Below are 21420 nucleotides of genomic sequence, written 5' to 3'. Positions count from 1 at the left end.
GAACTAATTTGAATGAAATTATAAGCGGGCCGCTGTTGTGAAACACGGTAAGGTTTCTCAAATAGTCATCCTGCGCGTTGTGACGAAGGTTACTGAATTAATTGACGTATACCATATTCCGCTTTCCTAATTTGATGATAATAAATAAACTGTATAATCCGGAGTAAACTGAACCACTAATTCCAGTCCAAACTGAACCAGTGATTCCGGGGTAAACTGAACCACATATAACAGATTTATATTGCTGATTAACCAGGATTCCGGACGAAAGTGAACCACCCTTATCATAATTATTCCTGCCATTCCGGCATAAAGTGAACCACTTACAAAGCGCATACAATAGCACATCTATTCAGTAATCCATTGCTTTGCGGTAAAAATTACCGGATAGCAATGGCCAACAAGGTTATAGAGATGCATATTGTACGCAGTATTATCCAGCATTCATCACGTAATTCCTCTGAACGGCAGATTGCCCTTCAGTTAAACATATCGCGCAATACAGTGCGCCATTATCTTCAACGGCTTAAAGCTACTAGCTATAGCTGGCAACAGCTATTAGCGATGGACGATGCGGCGCTCAGTGAACTTATATACAACGCCGTAGTCTTCCCCGTCAAAGATGAGCGCAGACAGGCGTTTGAAGATCGGGTAAGCTATTTTCTCCTTGAACTTAGACGTACCGGAGTTACCCGCCAACTCCTGTGGCAGGAGTATTTGCAACAGTATCCGGATGGATATGGCTACTCACAGTTCTGTGATTTGTTATCTCGTCATAGTAGTATAAGGGATACTTCCATGCATTTTGAGCATCCTCCTGGCCAAATGATGATGGTTGATTTTGCGGGTGATAAACTCGCTTATACGGATCGCCAAACCGGTGAGATTATCTATTGCCCCGTGCTGGTTTGTGTATTACCCTGCAGTGGCTATACCTACGTTGTACCTATGCCTGATGCTACTCTTCCTCAGTTGGCAAAATCATTAAACAATTGTCTGCAATACTTTAAAGGAGTTCCATTCAACCTGAAGACGGATAACATGAAGCAGATAGTAAGCAAAAGTTGCCGTTATGAGCCTGTATTCACAGATATGATACAGCAATGGGCTTTACATTACAATATAACATTGCTGGCGGCGCGGGTAGCTAAACCTAAAGATAAGGCCACAGTAGAAGGTGCTGTGAGATTGGCTTATCAGCGTATCTATGCACCATTACGTGATAAGGTGTTTTTCAGCATGGAAGAGCTGAGTGCTGCCGTTAATGAGCAGCTTAGCTTACATAATAGTCGTTCGATGCACAGGAAGGAATACAGTCGACTGCAGTTATTTAAACAACAGGAACAATCTCAGCTGCAGCCTTTGCCAGATCATCCATTTTCTATTAAGCATAATACCGAAGCAAAGGTGCAGCGTAATTACCACATCGTATTAGGAGAAGACTGGCATTACTACAGCGTTCCTTGTTCTTACATCAGCAAAATGGTTAAGGCAATATATGATACAGACATCGTAGAGATCTATTATGCACATCAAAGGATAGCATTTCATAAACGAAGCTACAAGCGCCATGGCTATACCACCTGCAAAGAACATATGCCGGAAGCACACCAGCATTACCAGCAAGGCTGGGATCCGGATTATTTTCGCAGGCAAGCCACCGCTATAGGTATGGCTACCAGCCATTATATAGACAAATTACTGCTAAACAAGCAGTTCAGTGAGCAGGCGTTCCTCGCTTGTAAAGGGTTGTTGCGACTAGGGAGGACGTATGGCAACGAACGGCTGGAAGCTGCCTGTAAGAGAGCTTTGCAAGGCGGCACCTATGCCTACAGGATTATTAACAATATACTTTCCAACAATTTAGATCAGCAATCACTTCCCGATGATAGTAAGGTGGCCTTTCAACTGCCGTTACATGATAATCTAAGAGGAAAAGATGCTTTTTAGTAACACTCCCTTCACCACATTCTATAATAATTATTAGAACCATAAAACAAAAGCAACATGAATACAGAACAAACAGTAGCCCAGCTACAGCAACTAAAACTACATGGTATGGCTGGACGTTATGAAGCCTTGCTAGATCTTCCCATACATCAACAACCAGAAGCTCATGCTCTGCTAGCGATGCTTACAGAAGCTGAATTAGGGTATCGTAGTCAGCAACGTACCGGATTATACATGCGCTTATCCAAATTACGTTACCAGGCAGTGTTGGAACAAATACACTGCTCCGCAGCAAGAGGGTTTACTGCCGAACAGCTACAGCTACTTTGCGATGGCTCTTTTATTGAAAAATCCGAGAACATTGTAATCAGTGGTTCCACCGGTTGTGGCAAGAGTTATCTAGCTTGTGCATTGGGCCGTCAGGCCTGTACTCTTGGTTATCGCACGCTGTATTATTCCATGAATAGATTTATTGAATCACTAGCAACAGCACGATTAGATGGGACCTATGTAAAATGGTTGAACCATCTCGCCAAAACACCTTTGTTGATATTAGATGACTTCGGCCTGCAACCGCTTACGCATGATATGAGGCTCACCTTACTACAGATTATGGAAGACAGGTATGGTAGAGGATCTACAATTATTGCGGCTCAGCTACCGCTGAGCAAATGGTATGATTACTTAAATGAACCTACCATCGCAGATGCTATTATGGACAGATTGACAGCCCGCATGCATAAAATAGATCTTAAGGGTGAATCAAAACGTAAAGCAAAAACTAACTAACTTTGATAACGCTATTGATGTGCTTTATAAGTGGTTCACTTTGCACCGGAATGGTGGTTCACTTTGTCCGGAATATACATAAACAAAAGCATGAAAAATAAATTATTCCCGAAGTCCCATAATTTACCGAAATCTACTATGTCTTAGGACACAGTATTACTACAATTTGCATAAAGCTAAAACAAACAACTGACAATGCACCACCAATTTCGTAGAAAACGTTGTTCGTTAAATTAGTAGCTTTTTTCATATCAAAAAGGGTTTCAGAATAATCTGAAACCCTTTTTGATATATTATATGCAGCAGTTGTATGAAAAGAGAAGTACGAAAAAATGGTGAAAAGGAAAACAATGTAAAAAAATTACCTCATGAGTACCCAAAAATCGGTTGAATTTGCAGAATAATACTTGCAATTAAGGTAATAGAGCAATAACAGCATAATATTATTCTAGTACAAAAGACTGTCCTATAAATCGTCCCAAATCTCAAGTCATAACAAACTATAGTAACGCATTCTGGATCGCATTAGGAGGCTTAAACCTGTATATCCAAAGTTATAGATATTGCTTCCAAACTGGTTCGTCATTATTTCTCAGAACTTTCTTAATCATGGGGCAGCCGAAAACCATCGAAGAGAGTAGGCAACATTTAATATCTATAAGTTTAGCCTTTTAATTACAAAGGCAATAATCTTATGATCAAAGCGCGCGTTGTATTTACTGTCCTTACATTATTAGCTATAACTGGAGCTGCCCTTGCATTCAAAATCATGCGAAATGGCAACCCAGTCTTCACTACAACAACACAGCTCAATGCAAATTTCACTATCTACACTAGAGCGGGTGGTGCCACATTCTGCTGGACCAGATCAGACATGTTCTTTACACTTCCCCCAGTTGGAAGTCCTGGCATTAATTTACTATCAACCACAGCTCCTGCAACTGCGAGATATACATTGACCAGAATCGGTGGCACGCAAACCATTACTATCCCTAACTACTGCACAGTATTCACAACTACAAATACTAATATCACGGCTATCGACTGATATATAACGCAAAATAACTTGATGCACACAAAGATTTGTATAATATAATGTCTGGGATGTATTGCAACGCGGCCAAACGCTGGGTAACTGCTCCCTATAGTAAGATAGATACTACCATAAAAAGGAAAGAATTTGTCGGCATTCTAACGGTTTTCCGCCGTTGCAGTTTGACAATCGGAAGATTAGCCTAACGACCAAAAAGGAAACGATAGCATAAACGCATAAACCAGTACAATGGAAAAAACGGATAAAATCCCGCTATCCAAACTTTGTAGCCTGAATAGTAAGTAAAATTGTCTCATACGAATTTATCTTCGTGAGGGGATAAAAAGATAACACGGCCATACTGACGACATTCTTAACCCTTAGATTTATTTGGATTTGTGTTATGAAGTTGTAATTATACCAGAATTTATTCCTGTCTCCAACCACATAGAGAACACAATAAAAGATCGAGTCCATAGAACCGTATGTCATGATTATTATTGTCGTTACATTAAAATAACTATATATATAATATACTGATTCAGTATTGCCTGATGACGCTAGCAAACAGGCGCAAATGGGACAGCCGAAAACCATCGAAAAGAGTAGGCAACATTTAATATCTTTAAGTTTAGCCTTTTGATTTATAAAGGCAACTATTTTATGAACAAAGCACGCATCGTACTTTCTGCCGTTGCCCTATTCGCATTAATAGGAGGCGCATTCGCATTTAAAGCTATGCGTAACGGAAATCCAGTGTTTACGACGACACTTGCTTATGCTACGAACGGAACAATTTATACTGCTACTAGTCCTATTTGCACGACTACAAACCAGTTCTTTACCATCGCAGGAGTTGGTGTTCAGTCAATAGTTTATTCTACTACAGCTGAAGCTGACGCATTTACTACTCTGACAAGGCAAGGTGGTACTCAGACGATTACTCTTCCTAACCATTGCACTGTAGCTACAACCGTTCTTACCCGGGTTACTTCAGTTGATTAATTAAAATGGTACTATTGTATAGTTGCAAACAATTGCGACTATTGCCAAATTAACAAATACGAGTCTCCACGACCTTCAGTCGTGGAGACTCTTTGTAATGACGAGAGATCATACATCTTTTCATGCAAATCCTTGTAATGTTCCCTTACTCTCATTAACAATTTTTCATAATTTTTCCGGGTGATATTAGGCATTTGGACCACCATCACTGCTCCCAGTTAGAAACTTCAATCAATCGAGCTGAGGCCATGGTGTCTTAATTCCAGATCAATTATTTCAGGCACTTTAACGATCGCAATCATTAATTACTGATCCGTCATCTAGATATTAACCTAAGTCTAAGTTCAGAAATCGTAAAACATATCCGAAATAGTCTATTAAAAAAAACTGTAGCCGCATCAACACAAGAATGTGGCTCAATGTGTGATACTATGCAGAAAGTCATGGAACTCTGTTGGGACCATCTAATGTCAAGCCCGATTTTATTCCTTTATATTTAGTAGGAATACCTTGCGTCATCCAAACAGGCGCTGGCATTCCTTGTAAATAATAATCGAAGAACTGCGCTTGGCGCTTCATAAAATCCTTTCCAACTTCACTCCGCGACTCCATAACATGATTAGAATTATATTGAAGGAACCACACTTTCTTCCCCGCTCTCCTTAGTGCAGTGAATAATTCAATAGCTTGGCTTACATTAACAACAGCATCGTCCGTCCCGTGCGCAATAAGCAATGGTGTCACACAATCACCAACACCAAATATGGAGGAATTATTTATATACACATCAGGCCTGTCCCAGGGCGTATACCCCAATTTATTCTGAAAAACTTCTACCACACCTTGTAAACTTTTTCCTCCGAAACCAAGACCTCCGTAGCAACTAATAAAATCCGTTCTCCCTGCGCTCGATTGTGCGGCGGCAAACATCTTCGAATGAGTGGCTACGAAATTTGTAACTGTTCCTCCAAAGCTTTGCCCTTGTAATCCCATTTTTGATTTGTCTATCCAACCGAATTGATGCGCTAGATATGACGCACCGCTCTCTATTACATTCAGAGCATTTTCAAATGTGTGGCCTTCCTTTTGAGGAATATCAGGAACAAAAACAAGATACCCCTTATTAATGTAGTATGGAATGTTAATATTGGTAACACTTAATTCTGGCTTATGATATCTGCGGTATTCTGTGCTACGTTTTTCATAATAATTAAAAATGATGGGATATTTCCTGGTAGTATCCAAATCATCAGGAATGTACAGAATGCCTTTTGCGGACTCATCGCAACTGGTTGTCCATGAGACCAACTTTGTATTATACCACTTGAAAGTCCCCTCCGGATGGATATCAGTAATAAAATGTTGTCCAATGAAATCTTTGGTTACCATCAAATTTGGAGATTCTGTATCACTCTGACGTATCATTAAATAAACATCTGCATTCAATGCTTTCAAAGGTGGCCTGGGACCGCCAATGAATAGTCCTGGGAAATAATATAAATGCGGCCCCCATAACAATCTTTTAGGTGTAGAAAACGATGATAATGTAATTTTATAAAATCCATTATCCATAGTAGAATCATCTATTGCCGCAACAATAATCTCATCTCCCTTCCCAGTTTTTTTAAACTGATCTTGATTTTCTATTATCGAAAACTTAATTTTCTTTGATTTGCCATATCCCCCAGTAATACAAATGGGACTTTTATGCCCTAAAGGGTCAATGTTCCAAAGATCATAATCGTCATGACAAATAATCGATGCATCTCCTTCAGTCCAGCTGTCAAAAATCATCCCTCCTGGAAATAATTTCCTATCACTGTTATCGTTGGTTTCCAATGGTATTGTCTGCTTCGTTTCGATATTATAACAAATATATTTTCCCAAAGTGGTATCTATCCACGTAATAAATTTTTCAGAAGGAGATAATGCTACCTGGAAAACGCATCTGCTTGCCTTTAAAAAATCAATACGGCTACCGTCCGTTAGTGAAACAAGCTGATACGAAGGCCATTCTTCTTCATTCCAGTAAACTTCATCAATGTTATTTACACTTTTTACCAGCCCATATTTATTTCCGATAGACAGATGTATGATTGTATCAGCATTTTCCAATAAAAATGCTTCCGACTTGCCATTTATTGGTTTAACGCCTTGATAAAGTTGCTCCGGATTAAATATACCTGATTGATGACTTTTTTGCAGCAACTGCTGCGACTGAAGAAATCGGTCTCTGTAATGCCAAACATCAACAAAGTTTGTTATCAAATTGCTATCCTTCTGTGGAGCATCTTGAAGTATCTTATATTTAAAATAAACTATATCGCTTGTCTTGTTAAAACCCAAGCCCTGACCAGATAATGCTATTCTTTTCCCCAACTCTACCAAAGAATCCGACATGATTAATTCCGTTTTGTCAGTCGTTTCCGAATACATGTATATAGATGTGTTAGCACCCTCTACAGAGAACAAAAGTTTGCTCCCGGAATTATTAAAACAAATACTACCAACATTTGGCCGCGAAACCAACTTTCTTGACTGTAAGTTTACAAGGTTAAATAACGACAGGGAGTCTCGATATTTGATTAATAAATGTCTACCGGAAGGATCAAACCAACGCTGCACGACATTGGTGAAGGTAAATTGCGACCCGTTGTCAATATTTGCCAATTTCATTTCACCGTCTTGATAGTATGATGCCCAACTACTATGTTCTGAAATTATTATGTCTTTTGCATTTTTTATGAACAACTCCTTGAAATCATATAATCGGATTTTGTAAACCCCACTTCCAGACATAAACAGAATGTGTCTAGAATCGTTAGAAAATTTTGGGCCGTAACAACGACTATATGTTAACTTTCGTTGACCGGAAACATCAGCAATAAACAGTGTACTCCCGATGCGTCCTGAATCCAATGTATACCATAAATATTTCCCGTCATTAGATATCCCGTATCCCGTTACACTGGGCCATGAATTAATTGCGTTGAAATCAAGAACTTTTTTCTGGGCTGATAACGTGCCCATAGCTAATAGCGTTACAATAAAAACAAAATATTTCTTCATAGTATCAATAAATATGTGCAATATGTTTGTCAACCAATTTTAAAACTACTATACCACACTGTGATAGCATTTCAGCCACGCCTAAAAGCAAAATATCAACTCCTGTAAATTGCAAGAACGACATATAATATAATGTTTTTTCGACATTAAAATTGCCACCAATCATGATACACCTATCAGTTCATCCTTATAAAGCAGCGCAACTTCCCAGAAATACTATTGCCTCCTTAAATGCCCAAAATCTAACTGGATTTGAGGCTCCCCCCAACGCTCATTTTGTTACTCCAATGTTTTCATCTTAGGCTCTTAAAAAGTAAATTATATTACGAGAGATCTCCACTCAAACTGACAAGTGGAACAACACAAAATAGGCAGCTAGTGCGTTTCTATTTTTTAGAAATAGAAATTAACGATGCAATGAAAGCGTATTTACTTTTACGTGGTTTTGTTGGCAATCATACGTTGGATAATACCTGCCTGCGAAGGGGCACCACGGTTTGCCAGTAATTTCAACAACATCCACAGTTTCCTGTATGGAACACTTTTATACTAGAGCAGATGGCGATTAATTATTCAATACAAGCGAAAGCTTCTTATTTAAGTCAACTCCAGTGTTGTTGTAGACACGGAACATTTAACTATCACCGGAATCCAATGCTAGTTACAACCTAAATGTGGTTTATAAATAACATATTTGCAAACTTTTTACTCTTTGATAATAGCCATTACAATGTGGGTTATGAACTATTGATTAGTATAAGCATTGCATTGTTAGCAGACAACTCCTTCGGCCTCCTTTAAAAACATGGATATTATTTAATGAGCAGCAAGCTACTAACAACTTAAACACCGTATCATTTTATGCTAAACTACCGAATGAGGCGCAGTCTCATTTTATGTGAATGATGCCGTTTTCGTCTTTAGTATAACTAATAGTATTAGTAAGTTGAATGCTCTTTAACATGAACTCTACCGGTTGATTTCTATACAACACACCGGTAAATCGCTGAATTGCGGCTTTCTCCGTATCAACGATCACAGTGCATCCATACCACCTGCTTAAAACAGCGCTCAATTCTGTCAATGTTGCATTGTCGATATAGTATTTACCTTCCTTCCAGGCAAGCACTTCTTCTATATTAAACATGCCTGTATCAACGGCTGTTAACGTTGCCACGGCTTCCATCCCCGGCTTTAACAATGCCGTACTGGCAGCCGTTGTAACTTTAAGGGATCCGGAAACCAACGAAACTCTCTCCCTGGAACTATCATAGGTATTTACATTGAATTCAGTACCGAGTACTTCTACAGTTCCATTCGGCAAATGGACTATGAAAGGCATCCTGGCGTTACGAGCCACTTTTAGATAGGCTTCGCCATCGACGCTTATTTCTCTATAGACACCTTTGAACGTTAAGGGAAAGCGCAACTTAGTAGCTGCATTAAGATGAATTTCCGAACCGTCTTTAAGCAGGATTTTGTAGTCTTTTCCTGCCGGAACAACTAAAGTGGCATACTGCATTAGAGATGCATCCTCGTCGTCAGTATATGAAAGCATACGGTTGCGAGTATTAATAGTTAATTTCCCAACCTGCAGTTTCTGCTCGGTAGAGTCAAGTTGCATCGCCTCCCCGCCAGGCAACTGCAATATAATATTATTGGACGTATGTGGATCCCGTGTTATCGTTCCGTAAACACCATTGGCTTCCTGTCTAATTAAAGAGTACCATACACCAATGAAGACAATCAGGCTTGCGGCAACAGAAATACTTACATAGCGCAATATAGATTTACGCTTTTTTTTACGCTCGTAAATTTTAAATAAAACCTCTTGTGTAAATACCTTATTGCCATTTGTTTGCAAATAGTTATTCAGTTCAACAGAATCAACCTTTTTGCGAATTATTACTGCCAATTCACGCGCCGAGGCACTACTATTCAACATTTGATCAAGCAAAGCGGTCTCAGGCGCGCTGATATCGCCGGAAATTTCCTTAAGCACGAGGGTTTCTATAAGTTCGTGGTCTATTTGCATTACAAGTTAATAACGCGAAAGTGATGGAAAAGTATTAAAAATATTTTATTTTACAATATCATGCAGTTTAGCACGCAGAATTTTTAGCGCTGTATAGATTGTAACTTTAACAGTTGGAAGTTTTATGTCATACTCCTTCATTACTTCAAGGTGGCTCTTTCCTTCTAAATAAACCGAACGAAAAATTTTTTGCTGAGTGGCAGTAAGAGATTGCAAGGCAGCATTAAGACGACTACCCAGTTCGGCGTTCTCAAGTTCGTCAGCATTATAAAACCGAGGTTGTCCATAAGCATAGTTTCCTGCACGACGCAGCCTTGTTTGGGCTTTCCGTAATTCCGATATACAAAGATTTTTAGTTAAGGTTATTAAATATTTTTCCAAAGAAGTGTTGTTGTTGAGATTATCTTTTACCATCCAAAGTTTGATAAATACTTCCTGGACGACATCATTGGCTTCATCGACGTTACCTAAGAAATAATAGGCGTAGTAAGACAATTGGGTACGATACACATCAATGATTTTGACAAGAGCTTGTTCCTCTCCCGCCATAAGTTGCTTCAAGAGATCACTGTTCAGGATTCTGTATTCATCCTTCATACTTCCGGTGCTGGTTGGTTAGTATTTTGTTCCCGACAAAAAAGATATATATAGTAAAAATCAAATTAGCTAGATGTTTGGGATTGACTGATTCTTGTCCAATTTAGCCATAAAGTAACAATTTTTTAATAAACTGGAGAAATTTGATCTGGTGGATGTATTTATAGAATTCTTGAAATTATTTTGACATTCTCATAATACCTTTTTTAAACTCTTGCGTTGTTATATTAGAGGGATGGGGACTTATACTATTGGTACCATACAATTCATAAAAGCCTGTGTTTGCTATTTTGCAAGCACAAAGGATCGTTTTGGTCCCTCAAATCTCATACTTCCTTTCCTGAACCAATAACCACAAAAGCTCCGCCGGTATTTCGGGGAAATAAACATTATCCGCTAAACAAATTATTATAAACGTGCCACTTATATTTTAATATAACGTGTCTGGAGCACCATTATAAATTGAACCAACCATTTTTTATCAACCAAATTAATTGCAGTTATGCCTTCAGCTGTTCATTCCTGTAACCGGCTTTTATACAAGCTATTATTCGTAATTATTTGTGTTCAATGTTATTCTTTTGCCGAAGCTCAGGGTAATGCCAGAATTTCGGAGAAGTTGGTTACACTGAACGCAAAGAGTAATTCTTTGAGTGTAATTCTTAAAAAAATATCGAAAAACACAGGTATTACAATCTATTTTAACAACTTGCAACTTGCCCCTTTCAATAATGTTTCCCTTAACGTTAAGAAAAGACCTTTTACTGAAGTAATGCATGATTTGCTGGATCCTCGTGGAATGGGCTGGGTAGAAGTTAATGACAGTACAATCACAATACGAAAGGCATCGGCTACAACTGAATCTTCAACTATTCCTTTGTCAGACACTACCATTTCAGTCTCTGGAAAGGTAATTAATGAAAAAGGGTCTCCCATTATTTCCGCGACGGTGGCCCTTTCCGGCACTAGTCGAGGGACAACAACGGGTCTTGATGGCACATTTGTCCTCAATGGGGTACCTAGTTCTGCATCAATTACAATTTCCAGTATATCGTTTTTAACGCAGCAGGTTTCGGTGAAAGGCAGACGCAATCTTGGCACCATACCAATGAAAGAGTATGTGTCAGATCTTGACGCAACAGTTGTGAAAGGATATTACAACACTACGAAGCGTTTCAACACAGCAACAGTATACACTGTCAAAGGAGAAGAGCTTGCGAAACAACCCGTTTCAAATCCTATTATGGCTTTGCAGGGAAGAGTACCTAATTTAGTAATAAACCCCTCTTCCGGTCTTCCGAATGCGGCAATTAAATTTCAAATGCGAGGACAAAATAGTTTAAGTACACAGTCTCTACGATCCGAACCATTGATTATTATCGACGGAATCCCCTATCCCAATACAATACAAGCAGGTGCGTTGGGATCACTACAGATTACCAACGATCAAATCTCAGCACTTAGCCTGATCAACGTCAATGAGATAGAGCAAATAGATGTACTAACAGACGCCGATGCAACATCCATTTATGGCTCACGTGGAGGAAATGGAGTAATCTTAATCACGACTAAAAAAGGCAAATCGGGAACAATGGCGCTCAATTTAACATTGACAACTGGTTTTAGCCAGGTAAGTAATAAACTGGACTTGTTAAATACACAGCAATATTTACAGTTAAGAAAACAGGCATATAAAAACGATGACTTACCAATTCCAGACAAAACATCGGTGGTAAAAAATCGCAATAACTACGATTTTACCGTGTGGGATCAAACTCGCTATACCGACTGGCAGAAAGTGTTTTTGGGAGGTACTGCCACGACTCATACCGCAAACTTATCCGTACAAGGAGGATCACCTACGATCCAGTATCTCTTAAGTGGTAATTACAGCACTCAGAAATATGTTTATCCTGGACAAAATAAGTATCAGATCGGCACCACAAACTTAAACATATCAGGCAATTCCCAAAATGGGAAATTTCGTGCGCAGTTAAACAACTCTTATACATTCAACACCATATTATCTCCTGGAACAGACTTTACCAGGCTAGCAGTTTCCCTTGCTCCAAATGCCCCTTCTTTGTATAATGCCGAAGGAAGTCTCAATTGGGAACCAGATTCTACCGCATTCGTCAAAGCGTCTACATGGGTAAACCCGTATGCCCAGCTGTTAAGAACGACACAAGCAACAAACTCAAACTTCAGGGAAAGTGCCGACTTAAGCTATCAATTGTCAGACAATATATCTGTAAGGACCAGTATTGGCTTTGCAGAAGTTAGAGCAAGTAGTTTATCATTATATCCAATTGCCTCGACGGATCCATTCATCTCAACTAATACAGGCACCGCTCTTCGATCTACTTCCAAATCTCAGTCATTCACAGTTGACCCACAGATAGCATATAGCAAAGAGTTCAGCACGTTCAAAATAGAGGCCCTACTAGGTGCATCTTATCAGAGTTCAAAGCAGGAACTCGAATATATTGGAGGAGAAGGTTACACAAATGATGCCTTATTAAAAAGTATGGCAGCGGCTCCGATTATCTCAGGATACAATTCCAGTTCCCAATATAAATATGTCGCAGGCTTCGGAAGATTGAATTTTAATGTGCTGGGAAAATATTTATTCAATATGACTGCCCGTCGTGATGGCAGTAGCAGGTTTGGCCCAAATTCCCAATTTGGAAACTTTTGGTCATTTGGTGCTGGCTATATCTTTACTCAGGAAGAGTACGTTAAAAGAACGTTGCCCTTATTGTCCTTTGGCAAGTTTAGGGTTAGCTATGGAACGTCAGGCAATGATGGAATTAGCGATTACCAGTATATAGAATTATATCAGCCTCAGTCTGGGAATTCTTACCAAAACACCACCCCGTTGATATCTCTAGGAACAATAAACTCGGATTACCATTGGGAAACGATTAAGAAGTTAGAAGTAGGGCTGGAATTAGGCGCCCTGGAAAACAGAATATTATTTACAGCGGCTTATTGGCGAACTCGTGCTAGCGACCAACTAGGTAGGTTTCCTCTTCCTGCAACAGCTGGTGCAGATGCCATTGTAAAGAATCAGGACGCACGCATACAGAACATGGGATGGGATTTTATATTAAATACCAAAATCTTAAATAAACCCTATGCCTCATGGACGATCGGCGCAAATTTCGGCATTCAAAATAACAAACTTCTGGCGCGGCCGGAGGGTGTATATAATGGCTATGGATTCAATCGTTTCGTTACGGTAGGAGAGCCTTTTACAGGATTTGTTATCGCATATCGGTCAAAGGGAGTAAACACAGCCAATGGTCTATATCAATTTGAAACTAGAGATAAAAATATTAGTACCGATGTAGACAATTTTTTTGTAGACGCACTAAAAATAAAGACAATTCCTATGACAATGGGAATAAACAATTCTCTAACGTTCAAGGGACTAAATTTTAGCTTTTTCCTTCAGCTAACAAAGCAAATGGGGAAAAATTATTTATTTGATCCAGCCTTTACCTCATTCAATCCCGGATCTTTCTCCAGTATGGAGCCAGAATTTGGCAACCTACCAATGGAATATATGGAAAGTTGGAAAAATCCGGGAGATATTTCAGCCCTTCAGAAATTGACATCCCGCAACACTGCAAACCCTCTCAGAAATTTACTCAATAGGGCAAGATCGAGCGATTTAGCTTGGGTTGATGCTTCCTTTATTAGGTTGAGGAATGTATCGCTCTCATACAATTTTCCTAATGAAAGGATTAAAAAATATCACCTCGCAACGTTTTCAGTATTTATTCAAGGACAAAACTTGATAACATTGACAAATTACAAAGGCTTGGATCCAGAGATACAATCAGCTACATCATTGCCCCTTCTACGCACTATCGTGGGAGGAGTTCAAATTGGATTATAATCAAATATCAGAGTAAGCTCGATGGCGCTCACAGACATTTCCATCGATTATCCTAATGTAGACGCAAAAATGAATTTAACAGAACAATATTTATGGTCAATTGCGACGAAGAGATACCTTAAAATGAACATACTATTTGAGATTCCTTCACAGCCCGCGGTTACCGCTGGAAACGAAATAAAGTGATAAAAGCACTTACTGTGATAAACAATCAAAATAAAAAAGCAAATGAAAAATCTCAAGTCTATAAAAAGTGTTATAAGATTAAAAATCAGATCTTGGCACTTATCTGAACTTCGCTTCACACTTGTGGTCATATTTGTCACAATTTCTATTGTCACAGGCTGTAAGAGGCTTATAGAAGTTGATCTACCGATTGATAGAACTACAAATGAAACCGTTTTTGCAAATACCTCAACCGCAGTAGCAGCAATGAACGGTGTATACTCGCCCATTGCTGCAAATTTGCCCTATGTAGGTGATAATGGACTTTCCATTCGGTCCGCAGTAATGGCAGATGAATTGGGCACAACAATACCTGAGGTTATTTTGGAGTACTCGAATAGCTACACCGGTCAAGATGGCTGGAATCTTTGGATACTCTCCTATAAAGAAACCATTTATAGAATTAATTCAATTTTAGAGAATATATCGCGATCAACAACATTGCCAGACAGAACAAAGCGAATTTTAACAGGTGAGGCAAAATTCAGTAGAGCATGGATATACTTTTATTTGACCAACTTATATGGTGACGTCCCACTAGTAATGACAACCGACTTTAAGATTAACGCTTCAATATCACGATCTCCGCAAGAAGAGATCTATGGACAAATCCAACAAGATTTAATTGATGCGCAAGACCTCTTAGTTGATGAATATTTGGATAAAGACCTAGCGCCAACGATGGAGCGCATTCGTCCGAACAGAGCCGCGGCCACATCCTTATTGGCAAGGGTCTATTTATACAAGGGAAAATGGCAAGAAGCAGAAACAGAGGCAACAAAAATTATCAACAATAACAACTTTGAACTACAGACTGATCTGGATCAAGTGTTTTTAAAAAACAGCACAGAGTCTATTTGGCAACTGCAACCTAACATTCTAAATAATGATAGCAAAAACACGCCGGATGGACGTTACCTCATTAATGCGTTCGGCGGGAATCCAATTTTCTTCCCAAGCACTCACTTACTGGAAGCTTTCGAGGCAGATGACCAACGTCGAAATAAGTGGATAACAACAAGTCCATCTGGGACACTTATAATTTACAAATATAAACAGGGATGGGGAACTATAGATCAGATGGAGTATACAACCGTTCTACGATTAGCCGAACAATATCTTATTAGAGCCGAAGCACGGGCTCAACAGAACAAATTAACTGGCCCTAATAGTGCTGAAACGGACCTGAATACAATTAGGAACAGGGCCGGCTTATCGAACACACACGCAGCAACCAAAGAAGATTTGGTAAATGCGATTCAGAAAGAGCGGCAGGTGGAACTGTTCTTAGAATGGGGGGATAGATGGTTTAACCTTAAGCGTTTAGGCAAAATAAATGATATCATGTCGATTGTAACACCTAAAAAAGGGGGAACTTGGATGCCCTACAAAGCGCTTGTCCCAATCCCTTACAGCGAATTTAACTTTAATCCAGCATTAAGGGGACACCAGAATCCTGGGTATCAAGAGCAGCCTTAAATACAAACAACTCATCATTTAATTTCACCGTAATGAATACGAAAATATTTTTTGGGCTTATTTCTGTTGCACTCTTTTTTATTTCATGTAACAAAACAGAAGCTGATATTACAGGCGCATCTGCCTCGATTAATTTGGTGAATGCAGTTGCTGCAGAAGAAAACAATGACTTAAATATGAATTTCACCGGAGGTAGTATAATTTATGCAACCACCAAGAGGCTTAGTTATTGGGCTTCTGATGGAACTTCATCAAATGGCTTGTTGACGTTTGGAATTCCGTCTAACAGGACTATTCCATTGACTGTCACTTTAGCCGAGGATACAACTAAACCAATCTTCAATCAAACAATCAGTTGTAATCCAGGCGATATTTATTCACTTTTTATTGGGGGAAAACCGACAAGTGCTAGTTATGTGCTGCAGAAGGACACTCTAAGGGCTATTACAGACAGTCTTACCGGTGTTAGGTTTATCAATATGTCAGAGGATTTCCAAAATATCAGCATAAACATTTCAGGTAACCCAATGGGTTCAGAAGTAGCTCAATTAAACTATAAACAGATTACCGGGTTTAAATTGTATCCTGCTACATCGACAAATTTTTCATACACATTTGAAATCAGAGATGCAATCACTGGTGATTTTATTACCAGTTTCAACTATAACAAACTAGCTAGATTCAAACATATAACCTTAATAATACGGGGCCTTAAAGATTCCTGGCCAGGAATAGAAGTTGTTAGGATGAACAATTGGTAATCTTTCACTGCGGACTGTCTCTTAGAGTTCCGGCACTACGCTACGGATCGTTATCCCGTCGAATATTGAAAGCAACCTATCAGAGCGCTTAATGTAACGCACGCGATTCCGCACATATGAAATGATGAATTCGTCCAGAAAAGCGTGTAAATACGGTGTAAATGTAAATGCTGCTTCAAGCCTTGGAATTAACGATTATGCTTGGGGTAACCGGTTCAGAAAAAAGAACCAATGCATGGCAAGTTGAAAACAGGCAAGGAATGTTGGAAAAACTACCAGTATTATGACTGCAATAAGAATAAAAATCAATACCCGGAACAAATAAAACTACTAACGTAATGTTTAGAAAAGAATGTAGATTGTTAGTCGCAGGCCTTTTCGCCTTTTTTCTTTATACTGCGGTTATTGCTCAAAAAAAGCCAGCCTGGCAAATTCAAACCGGTTCCATAACCACCCGCTGGTCCGAACAGGTGAGCGCAGGTAATGTATTACCCGACTATCCTCGTCCTCAGCTGGTGAGAAATAACTGGATTAACCTTAATGGCGTTTGGGAGTATACTATTACGCCTAAACATTCAGCTGTCCCAACTACATATACGGGTTCTATATTAGTACCCTACCCTATTGAGTCTGCCTTGTCTGGCGTTAGAAAGAAATTGAAACCCGAGGAGCTGTTGTGGTATCGTCGTAGGTTTACAAAACCCTCAATCGTTTCAGGCCAAAGGGTGCTGCTCCATTTCGGTGCAGTTGACTATGAATCGACCATATTTATTAATGGCGAACAACTTATGGTACATACTGGAGGCTACCAACATTTCACAATCGATATCACCGATAACCTACTCTCTGACAACAATGAACTTGTTGTTAAAGTTTGGGATCCTACTGATGCCGGCCCTAACCCCCATGGGAAACAGGCCTTAAAACCCGAAGGAATTATGTATACTCCCAGCAGCGGTATCTGGCAAACCGTATGGATGGAGGTGGTGGCACAACATCATATTGAGACTCTCAAAATCACCCCTAACATTGACTCGAAATCCGTAGCCGTAGAGGTTGTCATTACTGATGGAGGAACAACCTCTTATGATGACTTCAACGAGCAGTTTAATACTAATACGGCTCTACCTGATTTCTCAATTAATGTACTAGTAAAAAACGGCAATACGCCGATAACATGCTCCTTCGGGCCTGCTGGTAAACCTATCATTGCACAGATCAAAAGTCCCCGCCTCTGGAGCCCGGATAATCCTTTTCTTTATGATCTAAGAATCCAACTGGTTAAAAATGGTAAAGTCGTGGACGAAATAGGAAGTTATTTCGGTATGCGCAAAATTTCAATTAAAAAGGATGAAAATGGAATTGATAGAATTTTTTTGAATAATAAATACACCTATAACCTTGGCACGTTAGATCAGGGCTTTTGGCCAGATGGTTTGTACACAGCTCCAACGGATGAAGCCTTACAGTTTGACATCAAAGCAGTTAAGGCAATGGGGTTCAATACCATCCGTAAACACATAAAGTTAGAACCGGATCGTTGGTACTATCATGCTGATAAATTGGGAATGCTGATATGGCAAGACATGATAAACCCTGGCAATGATACAAAGGAGGCCCGTAACCAGTTTGAAAAGGAAAATAAAATAAACATCGCGCAGCTTTATAATCATCCCTGTATTATCACATGGGTACTGTTTAATGAAAAATGGGGCCAGTACGATCAGGAGCGCCTTACGAAATGGATTAAAGAATTTGACCCAACCCGACTTGTAAATGGCCACTCGGGAGAAATGCTATACGTAAACAATCAGCTCCGTAGCCCCGCACCAAACGCATGGGTGGCTGCAGATATGACTGACGTACATTCCTATCCTTTTCCAAGAAATGTACCCAATCAACCAGGCAAAGCAATGGTATTGGGTGAATTTGGTGGGATTGGTGTGCCAGTGGAATCACATTTATGGGATGACTTGGCGACGGGCTGGGGATACGATGGTGTAGTTACCCCTCCAATCATGCAGAAGCAATACACAGCAATGCTAGATTCATTAAAAGTGTTGGAAAGGCAGGGGCTTAGTGGATCCATTTATACACAGCCGTTCGATGTAGAGTCTGAACAAAATGGCCTCCTCACCTATGACAGGGCCGTAATCAAACTGCCGGCAGATACACTCAGAGACATACATTCGAAAATATGGCCGGCAACCAGCAACTATTTTTTAGCTACTAAGGGATTTTCCGCCAAGGTTGCGAATCCAAGCAATAAACCATATGCTGAATTGTTGAGAGAGTACAATAGCGGGCGCAGAGATTCTGCTTTTCTTCGTAAATTAACCCTGGTGGCCCAAAAAAACAAGGATACAATAACCGTTGTCAAAGCGTCTAATGAATATATTCAGATGCTACATAATCCGCTCCTTGAAAGTAACCTTAAATTCATTGCCCAATTCACAAATAACACCAGATCTCGGGGTTTTAAAATTTTGCTCAACAATGTAGATAGAGCAAATGAAGTGTTAGACAATATGGCAGAGACGCGTATCACCCTGGCCATTGAAGCTGATGAAATAGCACCATATACTAAGAAAGGCATGATACCAGATTGGCAAGCGATGGAAAAAAGCGCTATAGACAAATACGGTGATCTGGGTCAAGAAAGTGTTTGGCAAACTCGGGTATTTTATAGTATAAATCACAAAGACTGGGAGACTTTCGGAAAAGCTTTAAAGGTCTGGTTTGAGAAATATGGGCATAAACGCCCCTGGTTAAGTCCCGACATGATAAATAGGATGGCGTGGACAACTTTTGAAAACACAGATAACAGAAACGCATTGGAAGCAGTTGCCACCATGTCGGCCCATGGCCTAAAACAAAAAGAGATGATAGCTCTCCTCGATACTTATGCTAACCTTCTTTATAAGTTAGGACAAAAGAGCGAAGCACTTCAATGGCAAAAAAAGGCGGTTGCTGCTGCTCCTGCGGACAAAGAGCTTAAAACCAATCTCGAAAAAATGCAGCGTGGGGAGCCAACTTGGCCCAATGTCAATTAAATAAATAAGCTGTCAATAGCGATATACAAATTGCGCTTTTGAGTTAGTTCCGACCAAAGCGTAACCCGAACAGGAAGGCCTCGGCTTTCCTGTTTATTTTCCAACTTGTTTCGTGATGATCGTAGCGCGCCGGCGTTCATGGTGGACATTACTCAAGAAAGAAAAGGTGGCAGTCTTTTCTAACAACCACACTTCATACGGCAGTTTATCTGACTAGGTCCGTTTCGCATGCCGCACGTGCTGCCAATTCCTTTATAAAAAGTGGATAGATCCCAGGCTTAATGATAGTGGGATTGAGCGGGTATTAAGTTATGCTGTTCCCTCTAAAGCTTTAGAAGCATGGTCGTTTAACACGATCCGGCGCAGCAAAGCCGATAATACTTCCGTTATTGGTAAGTATCCGGTAGACAGCATCTAGGTGATGATCTTGGAGAGCGTTACTTTTGCTTCGTGATCCAGATATGAGGTAGAAGTTCTTTGATTCTGTTGATGGGATGGTCGTTAATAATCGTTAAAACGTCTTTTAGCCAAAGGCTGGGATTAATGTTGTGCAGTTTACAGGTCCCGATCAGGCTGTAAAGCATCGCGATTCGCTTTGCTGACTCATGGCTCCCGGCAAAGAGATAGTTCTTGCGGCCTATAACAGTCGCCCTTATAGACCTTTCAGCCGCGTTATTATCTGGATGTAGCTTTCCATCATAAACGAAGGCACAGAGCTTATCCCAGCGCTTTATACTATAGGCAAGGGCTTTTCCTATAGGGCTTTGTGGAAGTACCTGCTTGTATTGGTCTTCCATCCATATTCCTAGTTCCTGGAGTATAGGTAAGGAATGCTTCTGTCTTGAAACTGCTCGTTTTTCATTATCATGATTTAACGCCCGGCTATCGCGTTCAATCTGATAGACGAGCTGTAATTGTCCCAGCACGTATTCTGCTCTTTCACGGTCGCTGTAAATAGCGTCAGCGAAGTATCTCCTTGCATGTGCAAGACAGTGGATTAAAGTTATGTTATTAGTATCAACGATACTATTATACGCCGAGTAAGCGTCTGTTTGCAGCGTACCATAAAAATCTTTCAGCATTTCTGAGGGCCCTTCCCGACCACGCCCAGGTTGATAATCAAAGACCACCAGCTTGTTAACATTATCCTGATACAACCAATAATACCCCCGATGAGTGCTCCCTTTCTTGTCCTTGTCCAGCACTGGGACCACCGTCTCGTCAGCCTGCAGATAATCAGCACTCAGTGTTTCCGACACCAGGGCTTTATAAACAGGCGTAATCAACTCAGCCGTCTTAGCAAAGCCATCATTCAGTGTTGAGTATGGTAATTTTATGCCATCTCTTTCCAGACGTTGTTGCTGGCGATGCACAGGAAGATGATCGCAGATCTTCTCTACAACCAGTTGAGCCAGTAATCCTGGTCCCATCATAGATTTTGCAACTGGCAATGTTGGTAAAGTTCCGATAATAATTTTCGATGAAGTCTCGTCCGCAGATGGAAGAAGGTATTTGTTACG

General features: G+C 40.0%; 11 protein-coding genes. 7 read left to right on the top strand and 4 right to left on the bottom strand.

Features of this window, described 5'->3' with window-relative positions; genetic code table 11:
- Positions 1 to 393 precede the first annotated feature (393 nt).
- The 3 genes from istA to C7475_RS00045 all read left to right on the top strand — a co-directional run bounded on the left by istA (position 394) and on the right by C7475_RS00045 (position 4777).
- Positions 394 to 1950 carry an IS21 family transposase gene (gene istA, locus C7475_RS00060; protein ID WP_110049688.1) on the top strand — a complete coding sequence of 519 codons (1557 nt, stop codon included), beginning with the start codon at positions 394 to 396 and terminating at the stop codon, positions 1948 to 1950.
- A gap of 57 nt (positions 1951 to 2007) precedes the next feature.
- Positions 2008 to 2739 carry an IS21-like element helper ATPase IstB gene (gene istB, locus C7475_RS00055; RefSeq protein ID WP_110049686.1) on the top strand — a complete coding sequence of 244 codons (732 nt, stop codon included), beginning with the start codon at positions 2008 to 2010 and terminating at the stop codon, positions 2737 to 2739.
- Between the two features lie 1696 nt (positions 2740 to 4435).
- The gene (locus C7475_RS00045; RefSeq protein ID WP_110049682.1) at positions 4436 to 4777 is read left to right on the top strand and encodes a hypothetical protein; all 342 of its coding nucleotides are present in this window, start codon (positions 4436 to 4438) and stop codon (positions 4775 to 4777) included.
- A gap of 441 nt (positions 4778 to 5218) precedes the next feature.
- Here the strand turns inward: C7475_RS00045 and C7475_RS00040 are convergent, their stop codons facing one another.
- The 3 genes from C7475_RS00040 to C7475_RS00030 all read right to left on the bottom strand — a co-directional run bounded on the left by C7475_RS00040 (position 5219) and on the right by C7475_RS00030 (position 10478).
- The gene (locus C7475_RS00040; protein WP_110049680.1) at positions 5219 to 7846 is read right to left on the bottom strand and encodes a prolyl oligopeptidase family serine peptidase; all 2628 of its coding nucleotides are present in this window, start codon (positions 7844 to 7846) and stop codon (positions 5219 to 5221) included.
- Between the two features lie 889 nt (positions 7847 to 8735).
- Positions 8736 to 9881, bottom strand: coding sequence for a FecR family protein (locus C7475_RS00035; RefSeq protein ID WP_110049678.1), 1146 nt, complete (start codon positions 9879 to 9881; stop codon positions 8736 to 8738).
- Positions 9882 to 9926: 45 nt separating this feature from the next.
- On the bottom strand, positions 9927 to 10478 hold the full coding sequence (locus C7475_RS00030) for an RNA polymerase sigma factor (protein WP_110049676.1): 552 nt from the start codon (positions 10476 to 10478) through the stop codon (positions 9927 to 9929).
- Positions 10479 to 10980: 502 nt separating this feature from the next.
- Between C7475_RS00030 and C7475_RS00025 the strand changes: the two genes are divergently transcribed.
- The 4 genes from C7475_RS00025 (at position 10981) to C7475_RS00010 (ending at position 19900) form a co-directional block, all read left to right on the top strand.
- The gene (locus tag C7475_RS00025) at positions 10981 to 14382 is read left to right on the top strand and encodes a SusC/RagA family TonB-linked outer membrane protein (RefSeq protein ID WP_110049674.1); all 3402 of its coding nucleotides are present in this window, start codon (positions 10981 to 10983) and stop codon (positions 14380 to 14382) included.
- A gap of 228 nt (positions 14383 to 14610) precedes the next feature.
- Positions 14611 to 16086 carry a RagB/SusD family nutrient uptake outer membrane protein gene (locus tag C7475_RS00020; protein ID WP_110049672.1) on the top strand — a complete coding sequence of 492 codons (1476 nt, stop codon included), beginning with the start codon at positions 14611 to 14613 and terminating at the stop codon, positions 16084 to 16086.
- 32 nt (positions 16087 to 16118) lie between these two features.
- Positions 16119 to 16847, top strand: a complete 729-nt coding sequence (locus C7475_RS00015; RefSeq protein ID WP_110049670.1) for a DUF4397 domain-containing protein — start codon at positions 16119 to 16121, stop codon at positions 16845 to 16847.
- Positions 16848 to 17185: 338 nt separating this feature from the next.
- Entirely contained in the window at positions 17186 to 19900 is a 2715-nt protein-coding gene (locus C7475_RS00010; RefSeq protein ID WP_110049668.1) for a sugar-binding domain-containing protein, read from the top strand.
- 437 nt (positions 19901 to 20337) lie between these two features.
- On the opposite strand, the gene C7475_RS00005 is transcribed toward C7475_RS00010, so the two are convergent.
- Positions 20338 to 21420, bottom strand: a 1083-nt coding sequence (locus tag C7475_RS00005) for an IS66 family transposase (protein WP_110049666.1), incomplete at its 5' end; no start/stop codon positions are given.

The sequence above is a fragment of the Chitinophaga sp. S165 genome (genome assembly GCF_003182155.1).
GTDB lineage: Bacteria > Bacteroidota > Bacteroidia > Chitinophagales > Chitinophagaceae > Chitinophaga.
Note: the sequence above shows the minus strand (reverse complement) of the source record. Positions and strands in the feature narration are given on the sequence as shown.

Bases quoted from the DNA above. Each gene is read 5' to 3' on its own strand.
- istA (WP_110049688.1), top strand. From the start codon at position 394: ATGGCCAACAAGGTTATAGAGATGCATATTGTACGCAGTATTATCCAG.
- istB (WP_110049686.1), top strand. From the start codon at position 2,008: ATGAATACAGAACAAACAGTAGCCCAGCTACAGCAACTAAAACTACAT.
- C7475_RS00045 (WP_110049682.1), top strand. From the start codon at position 4,436: ATGAACAAAGCACGCATCGTACTTTCTGCCGTTGCCCTATTCGCATTA.
- C7475_RS00040 (WP_110049680.1), bottom strand. From the start codon at position 7,846: ATGAAGAAATATTTTGTTTTTATTGTAACGCTATTAGCTATGGGCACG.
- C7475_RS00035 (WP_110049678.1), bottom strand. From the start codon at position 9,881: ATGCAAATAGACCACGAACTTATAGAAACCCTCGTGCTTAAGGAAATT.
- C7475_RS00030 (WP_110049676.1), bottom strand. From the start codon at position 10,478: ATGAAGGATGAATACAGAATCCTGAACAGTGATCTCTTGAAGCAACTT.
- C7475_RS00025 (WP_110049674.1), top strand. From the start codon at position 10,981: ATGCCTTCAGCTGTTCATTCCTGTAACCGGCTTTTATACAAGCTATTA.
- C7475_RS00020 (WP_110049672.1), top strand. From the start codon at position 14,611: ATGAAAAATCTCAAGTCTATAAAAAGTGTTATAAGATTAAAAATCAGA.
- C7475_RS00015 (WP_110049670.1), top strand. From the start codon at position 16,119: ATGAATACGAAAATATTTTTTGGGCTTATTTCTGTTGCACTCTTTTTT.
- C7475_RS00010 (WP_110049668.1), top strand. From the start codon at position 17,186: ATGTTTAGAAAAGAATGTAGATTGTTAGTCGCAGGCCTTTTCGCCTTT.